The sequence below is a fragment of the Stenotrophomonas sp. S41 genome (assembly GCF_016624625.1).
In the GTDB taxonomy this organism is placed as follows: Bacteria; Pseudomonadota; Gammaproteobacteria; order Xanthomonadales; family Xanthomonadaceae; genus Stenotrophomonas.
In genome coordinates this window covers 42,047-55,738 of the sequence record NZ_JACVTV010000003.1, presented here as the reverse complement: position 1 = coordinate 55,738, position 13,692 = coordinate 42,047, and the positions used below count along the sequence as shown (strand labels likewise).

Annotated in this window: 12 protein-coding genes; 11 read left to right on the top strand and 1 reads right to left on the bottom strand. The window is 68.0% G+C overall.

The window, feature by feature from the left end; translation table 11 throughout:
• The first annotated feature begins 1 nt into the window (after position 1).
• The 9 genes from IAE56_RS01350 (at position 2) to uvrD (ending at position 11,650) form a co-directional block, all read left to right on the top strand.
• Positions 2–2,620 (top strand): TonB-dependent receptor, encoded by a 2,619-nt coding sequence (locus IAE56_RS01350; protein WP_200751173.1) that lies wholly within the window; start codon positions 2–4, stop codon positions 2,618–2,620.
• 2 nt (positions 2,621–2,622) lie between these two features.
• Complete coding sequence (locus IAE56_RS01345; protein ID WP_200751172.1) at positions 2,623–3,369, top strand: SDR family oxidoreductase; 747 nt, start codon at positions 2,623–2,625, stop codon at positions 3,367–3,369.
• Entirely contained in the window at positions 3,366–4,298 is a 933-nt protein-coding gene (locus IAE56_RS01340; RefSeq protein ID WP_200751171.1) for a 2-dehydro-3-deoxygalactonokinase, read from the top strand. The genes IAE56_RS01345 and IAE56_RS01340 overlap by 4 nt, the downstream gene beginning before the upstream one ends.
• Complete coding sequence (locus tag IAE56_RS01335) at positions 4,295–5,746, top strand: 2-dehydro-3-deoxy-6-phosphogalactonate aldolase (RefSeq protein ID WP_200751170.1); 1,452 nt, start codon at positions 4,295–4,297, stop codon at positions 5,744–5,746. The genes IAE56_RS01340 and IAE56_RS01335 overlap by 4 nt, the downstream gene beginning before the upstream one ends.
• Before the next feature lie 214 nt (positions 5,747–5,960).
• Positions 5,961–6,197, top strand: coding sequence for a 50S ribosomal protein L28 (gene rpmB, locus IAE56_RS01330; RefSeq protein WP_005411638.1), 237 nt, complete (start codon positions 5,961–5,963; stop codon positions 6,195–6,197).
• Positions 6,198–6,207: 10 nt separating this feature from the next.
• Positions 6,208–6,375 (top strand): 50S ribosomal protein L33, encoded by a 168-nt coding sequence (gene rpmG, locus IAE56_RS01325; protein ID WP_170272460.1) that lies wholly within the window; start codon positions 6,208–6,210, stop codon positions 6,373–6,375.
• Positions 6,376–6,549: 174 nt separating this feature from the next.
• On the top strand, positions 6,550–7,968 hold the full coding sequence (cls, locus tag IAE56_RS01320) for a cardiolipin synthase (protein WP_200751169.1): 1,419 nt from the start codon (positions 6,550–6,552) through the stop codon (positions 7,966–7,968).
• Between the two features lie 58 nt (positions 7,969–8,026).
• Positions 8,027–9,448 (top strand): FAD/NAD(P)-binding protein, encoded by a 1,422-nt coding sequence (locus IAE56_RS01315; RefSeq protein ID WP_200751168.1) that lies wholly within the window; start codon positions 8,027–8,029, stop codon positions 9,446–9,448.
• Between the two features lie 9 nt (positions 9,449–9,457).
• A complete protein-coding gene (gene uvrD / locus IAE56_RS01310) occupies positions 9,458–11,650 on the top strand; it encodes a DNA helicase II (RefSeq protein WP_108770473.1) in 2,193 nt (730 codons plus the stop codon).
• A gap of 67 nt (positions 11,651–11,717) precedes the next feature.
• Here uvrD and IAE56_RS01305 read toward each other — a convergent pair whose 3' ends face one another.
• Entirely contained in the window at positions 11,718–12,428 is a 711-nt protein-coding gene (locus IAE56_RS01305) for a hypothetical protein (RefSeq protein ID WP_234455812.1), read from the bottom strand.
• Between the two features lie 109 nt (positions 12,429–12,537).
• On the opposite strand from IAE56_RS01305, the gene IAE56_RS01300 reads away from it, so the two are divergent.
• Both IAE56_RS01300 and IAE56_RS01295 read left to right on the top strand, forming a co-directional pair.
• Complete coding sequence (locus IAE56_RS01300) at positions 12,538–12,864, top strand: low molecular weight protein tyrosine phosphatase family protein (protein ID WP_200751166.1); 327 nt, start codon at positions 12,538–12,540, stop codon at positions 12,862–12,864.
• A gap of 181 nt (positions 12,865–13,045) precedes the next feature.
• The gene (locus IAE56_RS01295; RefSeq protein WP_200751165.1) at positions 13,046–13,600 is read left to right on the top strand and encodes a hypothetical protein; all 555 of its coding nucleotides are present in this window, start codon (positions 13,046–13,048) and stop codon (positions 13,598–13,600) included.
• Positions 13,601–13,692: the final 92 nt, after the last annotated feature.

Here is a 13,692-nt window from a genome sequence, read left to right as displayed (position 1 = left end):
GATGCCCGTGCTGGCATCGGCGCAGGACACGGCCCCGGCCACCACCACCGGCGAGGGCCAGCAGCAGGCGCAGACCCTGGATGCCGTCAGCGTCGTCGGCATCCGCGGCAGCCTGGAAGCCTCGCGTGACCTGAAACGCGACTCGGCGCAGATCGTCGATGCGATCGTCGCCGACGACATCGGCAAGCTGCCCGACACCAACGTCGCCGAATCGCTGGGCCGCGTGGCCGGCGTGCAGCTCGAGCGCGGCATGGGCGAGGGCAGCGACATCCTGGTGCGCGGCCTGAAGGAAAACGTCCTGCTCTACAACGGGCGGCAGATCGTCGACGCCACCGGCCGCGGCGGCAACGGCTTGGACCAGCTGGCCACGTCCACCTACGGCCTGCTCTCGCTGGTGCCGTCGGAGTTGATCTCGCGGCTGGAGGTGACCAAGCTGGCCGGTGCCGACCAGCTCAGCGGTGGCCTCGGTGGCATCGTTGACATCCATACCCGGCAGCCGCTGTCCGGCGATGCCGAGCAGAACGTGGTGAGCGTGGCCGGCACCTATGACGAGATGGCCGATTCGTGGGGTCACAATGCTTTTGGCCTGGTGTCGCGCCGCAGCGATGACCGCCGCTTCGGCGCGCTGGTCTCGGCCACCTATGGTCGCCGCAACGTGGTGCAGCAGGGCCTGGATACGTTCTCCGGCTATGCCCGCTACACCGACCCGACCAGCCCGGGTACCACCCGCTTCGGCAGCACCGACATGCGCGCGCAGAACATCGACGACGACCGCACCAAGGTCGGCGTCAGCACCGTGCTGCAGTGGCGCCCCAGCGACGGCGTGGAGCTGACCTGGGACACGTTCTATTCGCGGCAGAAGGCCGAGCGTGACCGCTACTGGATCGCCTTCAACCCGTCCGCAGGCCTGAGCAACGCGGTCTACTCCGAGCACGACATCCTGCTGGCTGGTCGCTCCACCGGCACCGTGCTGCTCAACTCCGAAGCGGCCGACATCGATTCGGACACGATCTCCAGCGCGCTGCGCGCCAGCTTCCGCGTCGGCGAACGACTGGATGGTTCGGTGGAACTGGACTGGGGCCGTTCCACTGCCAAGTACGACCAGCGCTACATGCGCCTGGCGCCGATGGCCGGCCTGACCTCGGTGACCGACTTCGACCTGCGCAGCGGCAATTTCGGCAGCTTCAACGTCAGCGGCGTGGACGTGACCGATCCGGCGCAGTGGCGCATGACCATCATGTTCGACAACTACTGGCGGGCCAGGACCGACTCGCGCGCGCTGCGCAGTGACTGGAGCCTGGCCTTCGATGACGGCCCGCTGCGCTCGCTGGATTTCGGTGCCCGCTTCAGCCGCCTGGAGAGCCTGCAGGATCCGCTGCGCGCGGACATCCGCCCGGCCGGCGGCATCCCGGTCACGCAGATGGCGCCGTACATCCGCGTCTACAGCAACAACGATTTCCTGCCCGGTGAATTCAGCGGCCTGCCGCGCGACTACCTCGGCGCCTTCCGCAGCACCTTCGGTGGCTGTGAAAGCTTCACCACCGTGCCGCAGATCTCGCAGAACGCGCAGTGCCTGGACCCGCGCAACAACGCACTGGCCTACGCGGCAACCTTCCGCGTGGACGAGGATTTCCTCGAGGCCTACGCCAAGCTCAACTGGGATACCGACGTGGCCGGCATGGCGCTGGGCGGCAATGTCGGCGTGCGCTTCGTCGGTCGTGACATGACCTCGCGCGGCAACCTGATCAGCGGCAACGGCACGCTCACCCCGTCCACCTTCGACCGTGACGACCGCGAAGTCCTGCCCTCGGCGGTGGCCAAGCTGCAGATCACCGACAGCCTGGTGCTGCGTGGTGGCGCGGCCAAGGTGGTGGCGTTCCCCAACACCGAAGACCTCAACAACGGCGTGACCCTCAACAACAACGCCGTGTTCGACGGCAACGGCGTGCAGACCTCGCCGGGCACCGGCAGCGGTGGTGCACCGGACCTGGACCCGTTCAAGGCCACCCAGTACGACCTGTCGCTGGAGTGGTACTACGGCGGCCAGGGCCTGCTCTCGGCCGGCCTGTTCTACAAGGACGTGTCGACCTTCATCGTGCAGCGGCAGAGCGCGGAAACCTACAACAACATCAACTACCTGGTGCTGCGCAAGATCAACGGCGACAAGGCCAAGGTGAAGGGCGTCGAGCTGCTGGCGCAGGTGCCGTTCAGCGGCATGCTCGATGGCTTCGGCGTGGTCGCCACCTACACCTGGATCGACTCGGAGACCCCGATCACCGACGTCAACGGCAATGCGATGACCTTCCCGGGGCTGTCGAAGAACAATGCCAACCTGATCGGCTATTACGAGAACGGTCCGTTCGGCATCCGCGTGGCCTACAACTGGCGTGATGAGTACCTGGTCGGCCTGTCCAGCGCGGCCACCGGCATCTTCAACGACACCTACAAGGATCTGTCGGCGTCGATGAGCTACGATTTCAGCGACCGCCTGTCGTTGAAGGTGGAAGCCAACAACCTGCTGGACAGCGAGCAGCGCACCTTCGACGGCTATGACGAGGGCCTGCGCACCAACGTGGTGTTCGGTCGCTCGTACAAGGCCAGCCTTACCTACCGGTTCTGAGCATGGGCAACGACGCAATGCAGGGTGAGTGGCACGGCCGGCATGTCTGGGTAAGCGGGGCGGCCAGCGGCATCGGCGCGGCGGTACTGGCACAGCTGCAGGCGCAGGGGGCGACGGTGCTGGCACTGGATCGCGAGCCGGTGCCGGCAGCGACCACGCAGGTACGGGCCGACCTGGCTGATGCCGGTGCGGTCGACGCCGCGCTGGCGCCGCACCTGGGCCAGCCGCTGGATGCGCTGATCCACTGCGCGGGCTGGTGCCCGCCGGCCGACACCTGGGCTGACGACGACGCGCTCTGGCAGCAGGTGCAAGCGGTCAACGTGCTGGGTGCGCGCCGGTTGATGCGCCATGCGTTGGCTGGCCTGCATGCCAATGGAGGCGGCAGCATCGTGCTGCTGTCCTCCATCAACGCGCGCTACGCCACGCCTGGGCTGGCGGCCTACGCGGCCTCCAAGGCGGCGCTGGAATCGCTGGCGCGCACCGCAGCGCTGGAACTGGCCGAAGCGAACATCCGGGTCAATGCGATCGCGCCGGCATCGGTGGATACGCCGATGCTGCAGGGCTCGTTCGCGCGCAGCGATGATCCCGCCGCGGCCCGCGCACGCAACGTGCAGCGGCACCCACTGCAGCGCCTGGGCAGCGCCGCCGATGCGGCGGAACTCGCGCTGTTCCTCGCCTCCCCGCGCAGCGGCTGGATGACCGGCGCGGTGGTGCAGCTGGATGGTGGCGCCGGAGTGACGCGCCGATGAGCATGCACGACAACGATGCACCGATCATCGGCATCAACTGGGGCAGCAGCAATTTCCGCGCCTTCCTCATCGCCGCCGATGGGCGGATGCTGGACAGCGTGGAGCAGCCGCGCGGCATCGCCGGGCTGGACCGCATGCAGATGCAGGCCCTGCTGGAGCAGACCGTGGCCGCCTGGCCCGACGCGGCGGCGGTGTATGCCTGTGGCATGGTCGGCTCGAACATCGGCTGGAGCGATGCCGGCTACGCCGATTGCCCGGCCACACCGCAGCGGCTGGCCGCGCAGCTGCACCACACCCGTATCGGCCAGGTGCCGGTGGCCATCGTGCCCGGGCTGGCCTGCCAGCGTGCGCAGGACGACGCGCCAGACATCATGCGTGGCGAGGAAACCGAGCTGCTCGGCCTGCTGGCCGGTGGCGCCCTGCCGCTGGATGGGCTGGTGGCACTGCCCGGCACGCACAGCAAGTGGGTGCAGCTGCAGGGCGGGGCGGTGGTGTCCTTCCTCACCGCGATGTCGGGTGAAATCTTCGACCGCCTTACCGCTGCCGGGCTGCTGGCGTCGGTGGTGGATGGCCCTGCCGTGGAAGGCGCGGCCTTCTTCGATGGCCTGCAACACGGCCATGCGGGCGGGCTGGGATTGGGCAGTCTGCTGTTCGGCGCACGCGCGCGGGTGATCCGTGGCCAGCTGCCGCGCCCGGACGGTGCCTCATGGCTGCGCGGTGTGCTGATCGGCGCCGAGCTGGCCGACGTGCGCAGGCTGTGGCCCGCCGCGCTGCAGGTGCCGCTGCCGATGGTCGGTGCTGCGCCGGTGTGCGCGCTGTACGCCGCCGCCGTGCATGCCCTGGGTGGCAGTGCACGCACGCTGTTGTCCCACGATGCCGTGACCCGCGGCTTCCTCGCCCTGCACCGGGCCGCACAGGTAACGCCATGAACACCGCACACGCCACCGCCTTCGATGCGGCCATCGAACACACACAGCTGGTGGCCATCCTGCGCGGGCTGACCGGCTCCGAGGCGTTGGCCGTCGGCCAGGCCCTGGTGGACGCCGGCGTGCGCCTGGCCGAAGTCCCGCTCAATTCGCCGGACCCGCTGGCCACCATCTCCCTGCTGGCGGCGCATTTCGGCGACCGCCTGTGGGTCGGCGCAGGCACGGTGCTGGAGGTGGCCCAGGTCGAAGCCCTGGCCGCCACCGGCTGCCGCTTCTGCGTATCGCCCAACACCAACCCGGAGGTGATTGCCGCGGCACGCGCGCACGGCATGGAGCCGATGCCCGGCTTCAGCACCGCCACCGAGGCGTTTGCCGCGCTGGCCGCAGGCGCGCGCTACCTGAAAGCATTTCCGGCGCACGATTCCGCACCGCGGCTTGCGGCACTGTCGGCGGTGCTGCCGGCGCAGGCGCGGCTGGTGGCCGTGGGCGGGTTCACCACCGATGCGCTGCCTGCGCTGTGGCAGGCTGGCGTGCGTGCGGTGGGCATCGGTACCGACCTGTATCGCCCCGGTCGCGCCGCGGACGAGGTCGGTCGACGCGCGCGGCACTGGTTGCAGGCGCTGCGGGCGGTACCTGCCAGCGGCGTGCGCCTGGCCTGCGATGCCGGAACGCTGGTGGGGGAGTCGCCGGTGGTGCTGGAGGATGGCCGCGTGGCCTGGGTCGAGCCGACCGCACCGGCGCTGCTGCATTGGGATGGCCAGGCGTGCGTGCGCACGCCGCTGTCCGAGCCGGTCTGGTCGCTGGCGGTGACGCCGCAGGGCCTGGTCGGCAACGGCGAAACGCACTTCGTGCGGATTGCCGATGACGGTGGCCTGCAGCCCGGGCCGACCATCGATGTGGGTGCCGGTTGCCGCCTGAACGACATGACCGTGGATGCGCGCGGCGGCCTGTGGGCCGGGTCGATGCACCGGGGCCTGCTGGGCGGCCGTGGCGCGCTGTTCCATGCAACAGCGGTGGATGCGCCGGTGCGGCGTGTGGCCGAAGGGCTGGGGGTGGCCAACGGCATGGTGTTCAGCCCCGCGGGCGATACCCTGTATGTGATCGATACCCTGGCCCGCACCCTGCTGGCCTACCCGGCCGATGTGGCCGCAGGCACCCTGGGCGAACCCAGGGTGGTCACCGATTTCCTCGGCGAAGCGGGCAAGCCCGACGGGTTGGCGCTGTCGCCGCAGGGCAGCCTGTGGGTGGCGATGTGGGGCGGGGGCTGCGTGCTGGAACTGGCGGCCAACGGTGCGGTACAGCGGCGGCTGGCGGTACCGGCGCCGCACGTGGGCGCAGTGTGTTTCGCCCCGGATGGGCGCCTGTTCATCACCACGGCACGGGCGCGGCTGGGGCCCGACGCATTGCAGCGGGCGCCCGGCTCGGGCGGGCTGTTCATCGCCACGCCCTGACCCACGCCTGTGGGTAACTTGCGCAAGTGCTTGAACCCGTGCATAATGCGCGGCTCGCTGTGTCCGGTTTTCTCCCGGGCGGCGCCCCCGGGAGCACGTCCCCGGCCGCCCAACGCCAGCGTAACCCTTTGATTCTCTTGACGTGTGGTGGGCAACCACCGAGGCCGCCGTCTCCCGGGCTACGGGCTGACACAACTTACTATCGAGGTGCGCAATGTCCCGCGTATGCCAGGTTTCCGGCAAGCGAGTGCAGACGGGTAACAACGTCTCGCACGCCAACAACAAGACCCGTCGTCGTTTCCTGCCGAATCTGCACGAGCGCCGCTTCTGGGTTGCCAGCGAGAACCGCTGGGTGAAGCTTCGTGTTTCCGCGCATGCACTGCGCACCATCGACAAGAACGGTATCGATTCCGTTCTGGCTGAGCTGCGTGCGCGCGGCGAAAAGGTCTGAGGAGTAGACGATCATGGCAGGCAAGCGCGATAAGGTCCGTATGATTTCGACCGCTGGTACCGGTCACTTCTACACGACCGACAAGAACAAGAAGAACACCCCGGGGAAGATGGAATTCTCCAAGTACGATCCGGTCGTGCGTAAGCACGTCCCGTACAAGGAAGGCAAGATCAAGTAATCCGCAAGGATTGCTGGTCGCTTCCGAAAAAACCCGCCCTCGTGGCGGGTTTTTTTGTGCCCGGCTTTCCTGTGGTGGGTGCCGGTGGGTGCCGACCGTTGGTCGGCACGCTTTGGGTTGGCAGGCCGGTTGAAGGCTGGGCAGAATGACCCCACACCTCCGACGGGCGACGCGATGCTGTTCGAGTGGCTGCTGGGTTCCTACCTGCTGTTGATCGACTGGCTCATCCGGCTGGTCGCGCTGTGCTGGATCCCCACCCGCACCACGCCGGGGGCGGCGCGCAGCTGGCTGCTGCTGGTCGGCTTCGTGCCGCTGCTGGGCCTGCCGCTGTACCTGCTGTTCGGCCACCCGTGGCTGTCGCGCGAACGCATCCGCCGGCAAGCCGAGGCGTCGCAGGTCATCCGCGAGGAACAGGCGCTGCAGCACCGCCTGCGCTGGACCCCGACCGCCGACACCGCCATCGCCGAGATCGTGCCGCTGGTGCAGCGCCAGGGTGATTTCATGCCGGTGCACGGCAACGCGGTCGACCTGCTCACCGACTACGACGAATCGCTGCACACCCTCATCGCCGACATCGACCAGGCCGAGGACCGCGTCCACCTGCTGTACTACCTGATGTTCGACGACGCGGTGGGCGAAGCCATCGTCGAAGCGCTGCAGCGTGCCGCCGCGCGCGGCGTGCAGTGCCGCGTGCTGCTGGATGCGGTGGGTGCCAAGCGCGGCCTGCGTGCCTACCGCAAGCGCCTGCAGGCGCGTGACATCGAAGTGCGGGCGATGCTGCCCGGCGGCCTGCGCTGGCGCCGCAGCGGGCGCATGGACCTGCGCAACCACCGCAAGATCGCGGTGATCGACAACGAAGTGGCTTACGTCGGCTCGCAGAACCTGGCCGGCCCGCGCTTCGTGCCCGGCCACCCCAACCGCGAGCTGGTCGCGCGCGTGCGCGGCCCGGCGGTGGCCCACCTGGAGGCGGTGTTCGCCAGCGACTGGTACATGGAAACCGGGCAGCGCCTGGACGTCATCGCCGACGTGGCTGAGTGCGGCGACGACATCGCCACCCAGCTGCTGCCCAGTGGCCCGGCGTACCCCTACAGCAACGCGCGCGATGCGGTGGCGGCGCTGATCCACCTGGCGCGGCGACGGCTGGTGATGGTCACGCCGTATTTCGTGCCTGACGAAGCGACGCTGAGCGCGCTGCGCATCGCTGCGCTGTCCGGCGTGAAGGTGCAGCTGATCCTGTCGGCCAGCAACAACCAGCGGCTGACCTCGTGGGCGCAGGAGGCGTACTACGAGGAACTGCTGCGCTGTGGCGTGCAGATCGCGCTGTATGAGCCGCAGTTCCTGCACGCCAAGCACATGAGCGTGGACGAGGACATCGCCGTGCTCGGCTCGATCAACATGGATATCCGTTCTTTTGCGCTGAATGCCGAGATCGGCCTGATCTGCTACGACCGCCCGCTGGTGCAGCAGCTGTGCGCCATCGAGGACGACTACCTGCGCCAGTCGCGCCTGCTGGACCTGGAGCAGTGGCGCCAGCGCCCGGCCTGGAAGCGCAGCCGCGAAGGCATCGCGCGGTTGGCCGATGCGTTGATGTGAGCGCACAGGCCACCGGCGTGGAAACGGCCCGTTGCGGCAACCCGGGCCGTCACCTGCCATGGCCTACAATCGGTGCATGACTGATTCATCGCGAAATGGCGAACTGGACCTGGCGATCATCGGCGGTGGTGCCGCCGGTGTGCTGGTGGCGATCCAGGTGTTGCGCCAGGCCCAGGCGCCGCTGGCGCTGGCCATCTTCGAACCCGCCTCGCAGCTCGCCCAGGGCATCGCGTACGCCACGCCGTGGCCGGAGCACCTGCTGAACGTGCCCGCGGCGAAGATGAGTGCTTTCCCCGACCAGCCCGGCGATTTCCTCGATTACCTGCAGGCCGTCAGCGCTTACCCGGGCGAGGCGCGCGAGCTGCTCGGCGAGCGTTACGTGAGCCGCCATCACTTCGCCGCCTACCTGCAGCAGCGCCTGCAGGACGCGGTGGCCGCCAGCCCGGCGCAGCTGCAGGAGATCGCGCAGCCGGTGCTGGGCCTGCAGCCGGATGACCACGGTTACCACCTGCAGCTGGGCGATGGCAGCACGCTGCACGCGGCGCAGGCGGTCATCGCCACCGGCAACAGCATGCGTCCGCTGCCGGTGGCCGGCGCCGATGCGCTGCCTGCCGACGACGTGGTCGAGGCCTGGGACTATGACGGCGTGCGCACGCTGGCCGGTGCCCATGCGCTGGCCATCGTCGGTTCCGGCCTGAGCATGGCCGACACCGTGCTGGCCCTGGTCGCCGCCGGCCATACGGGGCCGCTGCACGTGATCTCGCGGCATGGCCTGTTGCCGCTGCCGCATGCGCATGGCGTGCTGCCCGAATTCGACCCGGCCGCGTTGCTGCCGATGACCCTGCGCCAGCGTGTGCGTGCCCTGCGCGGCTTCGCGCGGCAGACGCAGGCCGATGGCCAGCCGTGGCAGGGCGTGATGGATCGCATCCGCCCGCATGGTCAGGCGCTGTGGTGCAGCCTGGACGAGGCCGACCAGCGACGCTTCCTGCGCCATGTGGTGCGCTACTGGGACGTGCACCGCCACCGCATCGCCGAGGACGTCGAGGCGCAGCTGCAGGCACTGCAGGCCAGCGGCCAGCTGCACCTGCACCGTGCCCGGCTGCAGCGCATCTGGCGCGAAGGCGACGCGCTTCACCTCTCCGGTCGCGATGCCGCGGGCGGCGAACAGCAGTGGACGATCGCGGTGGTGGTCAATGCCACCGGCGTCGAGACCCGCGCCACGGCGCTGCGCAATCCGCTGCTGCAGCAGCTGCAGGCCGACGGTCTGGCCCGCCCCGGGCCGCATGGCCTGGGCCTGGACAGCAGCGTGCCGGGCGACCGCCTGTGCAGCCGCAGCGGTGCAGCGCAGGCGCGGTTGGGCGTGCTCGGCAGCCTGCGCATCGGCAGCCTGTGGGAAAGCCTGGCCGTGCCTGAACTGCGTCAGCAGGCGCAGGCCCTGGCCACGCAGGTGGTCGCAGGAGCCGCGACGGCGATGCCGTAAAATGGGAGCATGGATGTCTCCCACCTGCTCGATGGCCTGAACCCGGCCCAGCGCGAAGCCGTCTCCGCTCCCCCCGGCCACCACCTGGTGCTGGCCGGTGCCGGTTCCGGCAAGACCCGCGTACTCACCCACCGCATCGCCTGGCTGCATGAAGTCGAAGGCGTGCCGACCCATGGCATTTTTGCGGTGACTTTCACCAACAAGGCCGCCGGCGAGATGCGCCACCGCATCGACGCGCAGCTGCCCAACGGCAGCCGCGGCATGTGGATCGGCACCTTCCACGGCCTGGCCAACCGCCTGCTGCGTCTGCACTGGCAGGACGCCAAGCTGCCCGAAGGTTTCCAGGTCATGGATTCGGACGACCAGCTGCGGCTGGTCAAGCGCGTGGTGCAGGCGCTGGAAATCGACGACAGCAAGCACCCGCCCAAGCAGATCGCCTGGTGGATCAACGAACAGAAGGATGAGGGCCGCCGCCCGCAGCACATCCAGCCCGAGCCGCATGATGCGTGGCTGGAAACCATGCGCCAGGCCTACATCGAATACCAGGCGCGCTGCGACCGCGCCGGCCTGGTCGACTTCGCCGAGCTGCTGCTGCGCGCGCACGAACTGCTGCGCGACAACCCGCCGCTGCTGGCGCACTACCGCGCGCGTTTCCGCGAAATCCTGGTGGACGAGTTCCAGGATACCAACGCCATCCAGTACGCCTTCGTGCGCGTGCTGGCCGGTCACGAAGGCCACGTGTTCGTGGTCGGCGATGACGACCAGGCCATCTACGGCTGGCGCGGTGCCAAGGTCGAGAACGTGCAGGGCTTCCTGCGCGATTTCCCCGGCGCGCAGACCATCCGCCTGGAGCAGAACTACCGTTCCACCGCCAACATCCTTGGTGCGGCCAACGCGGTCATCGCGCACAACCCCGACCGCATCGGCAAGGAACTCTGGACCGACAGCGGCGACGGCGAGCCGATCGACCTGTACGCGGCCTACAACGAGATGGACGAGGCGCGTTACATCGTCGAGCGCGCGCGGCAGTGGGTGCGCGATGGTGGCAGCTACACCGAAGTGGCCGTGCTCTACCGCAGCAATGCGCAGTCGCGCGCGCTGGAAGAAGCGCTTCTGAGCGAACAGGTACCGTACCGCGTGTATGGCGGCATGCGCTTCTTCGAGCGTGCCGAAATCAAGGACGCGCTGGCCTACCTGCGCCTGCTGTCCAACCGCAACGACGATGCCGCCTTCGAGCGCGCGGTGAACACGCCGACCCGTGGCATCGGCGAGCGCACCCTGGATGAGGTGCGCCGCGAGGCGCGCGCGCAGGGCATCTCGCTGTGGGAGGCCACCATGCTGGTCACCCAGGGCACGGCGCTGGCCGCACGCGCACGCAATGCGCTGGCCGGCTTCCTGGTGCTGGTGAACGAGCTGCAGGCGCAGACCCTGCACATGACCCTGGCCGAGCGTGTGGACCATGTGCTGTCGCGCTCGCAGCTGCGCGAGCACTGGAGCAAGGAAAGCCGCAATTCGCTGGATTCGGAATCGCGTACCGACAACCTCGACGAACTGGTTTCGGTCGCCTCGCGCTTCCTGCGCCGCGCCGACGACATCGAGGAAGTGGGCGAGGACATGGACGAGCTGGTCGCGTTCCTGGCCTATGCCGCGCTGGAGGCCGGTGAGGGCCAGGCGCAGGCGGGCGAGGAAGGCGTGCAGCTGATGACCCTGCACTCGGCCAAGGGCCTGGAATTCCCGCTGGTGTTCCTGGCCGGCATGGAAGACGGCCTGTTCCCGAGTGCGCGTTCGCTGGAAGAAAGCGGCCGCCTGGAAGAAGAGCGCCGATTGGCCTACGTGGGCATTACCCGCGCGCGGCAGAAGCTGGTGCTGTGCTACGCCGAATCGCGCCGCATCCACGGCCAGGACAACTACAGCCTGCCGTCGCGCTTCCTGCGCGAGATCCCGCGCGAGCTGCTGCACGAAGTGCGCCCGAAGGTGCAGGTCTCGCGGCCGGCCTCGCTGGGCAGCAGCCGGGTGATGGGCCACGCCTCGATCGAGGCACCGCCGCTGAAGCTGGGCGCGCTGGTGACCCATCCCAAGTTCGGCGAAGGCATGGTGACCGACTACGAAGGCAGCGGCGCCCACGCCCGCGTGCAGGTCGAATTCGCCGATGCCGGCAGCAAGTGGCTGGTGATGGCCTACGCCAACCTGACGGTGATCTGATCACCGTCGAGGGGTCGGATCCCTCCCGCAGGGAGGGCTCTGACCCCGGTGTGACAGCTGGCGGCCGTCAGTCAGTGGTGAACGTCTCCACGGCTGCCACCAACCCGGCGCGGTCCATCGCTTCTTCATCCTGGCGGTTGCGGATCAACACGTAGTGGCCTTCCTCCGGCGACAGCACCTCGATCACCTCGCCGCGGTAGTTGGTGATCTCGATGAAGCCGTTGCCCACGCCGTTGAGATTGTCGATCTCGTCCAGCAACACCCGCAGCGGAACGAGGGCACCGGCGTCGTCCGTGCCGCCACCGGTGCGGGGGTTGTCGAAGTACACCGTGATACTCGGCTCCCTGGTCCGATGCCAGTTGTCGATGGCAACGATGTGGTGCGTCGACCATTTGAACTCCTCAACCGATTCGTTGCCGCTGAACTCGCAGCGGAAGATCGGTATGCACAGGAAGAGGTTCGCACGGTCCTCGATCTGGTTGAGGAAGCCGTGATACGTGCTGGGCACCGCCATCGCATGGGTGAACCCATGGGCATTCTCTGGAAGATCGAAGATCGTCGGCCGGTCGCGGGGCAGCCCGGCTGGCGCCTGCAGCAGGATGCGGGCCGCAAAGTCTGGATTGCGGATGTCCTTCGACACGACGGCAACCGTCTGGTCGTCGGAGAGGCGAAGGCTGCAGTGGAGGCGATAGGTGGCGACGGCATACTCGGCGAAGCAGCATCCCTCGGCTTCATGGAATTCGCCAAATTCCTGCAACAGGTCGTCCTTGGTGATCATTTCGCTTCTGCAGGCGGGGGGAGGCCAATGATCGCCGATCATGCGCAACGGGTGGGGTCAGAGCCCTTTTCCGATGGAAAAGGGATCCGACCCCGATTAGGCTGCGGGCATGACCCGCAACGTGCTCTTCCTTTGCAGCCAGAACCGACTTCGCAGCCCGACGGCCGAGCAGGTGTTCGCCGATTGGCCGGGGATTGAAACCGCCTCGGCTGGGTTGCTGGCTGACGCGGATGAAGTGCTCAGCCCGGAGCTGCTGCAGTGGGCGGACCTGGTATTCGTGATGGAGAAGGCGCACCGCAACCGCCTGTCCAGCCGCTACAAGGCATGGCTGAACGGCAAGCGGGTGATCTGCCTGGATATTCCTGATGACTACGACTACATGGACCCGGTGCTGGTGGAGCTGCTGAAGCGCAAGGTGCCGCCGTTCCTGCGCTGAGCACGGGTGTTGTAGAGCCGAGCCCATGCTCGGCTGCTTGTGGCGGGAAAAACAGCCGAGCATCGGCTATGCCGGTCGTCCTGACCGTCACCCTTCGGGCCGTCGCAAGCGACGTTGGCAGCGGCTCCTGCCGCTGCCCTCGGCTCTACAATAGATCCCACATCTTCCAGGAATGCCCCCCATGACCGAACCGACCTTCCACGTCACCGTGAAGTTGAATGCGAAGCTGCAGCCCGAGCATCGCCACGAGCTGTTCGAGGATCCGCTCGATGCGCTGCTGCAGGCGGCCCAGCTGGGCGAGCTGGTCGGAGGCGGCACGGCGATCTCTGACCTGGGCGAAGTCGAGTACGGCGACATCGAAGTGGCGCTGGTCGATGCGGACGGTGTGCCGAAGCTGATCGACCTGCTGGAGCAGCTGGGTGCGCCGAAGGGTTCGCAGGTGCAGCGTGCGGGCGAGGCTGATCGCGCCTTCGGCGTGACCGAGGGCCTGGGCATCTACCTGGATGGCCTGAACCTGCCGGACGAGGTCTACGAACAGTGCGATTCCAACCACGTGTTCGAGCAGCTGTCCGACAACATCGATGGCCTGGGCGAGATCTGCAGCTGGTGGCAGGGCCCGACCGAGACCGCGCTGTACATGTACGGCGAATCGTTCGAGAAGATGCGTGATGCGATTGCCGAGTTTGTGGCCAGCTACCCGCTGTGCCAGAACGCGCGAATCGTGCAGATCGCCTGAGCAGGCGTGTCTCCGGCATCGTGCCAATCTGGTCGGCGCGATGCCGTCGCATGTTCCGGTAGGTGCCAACCTTGGTTGGCACGCTGCTGCCG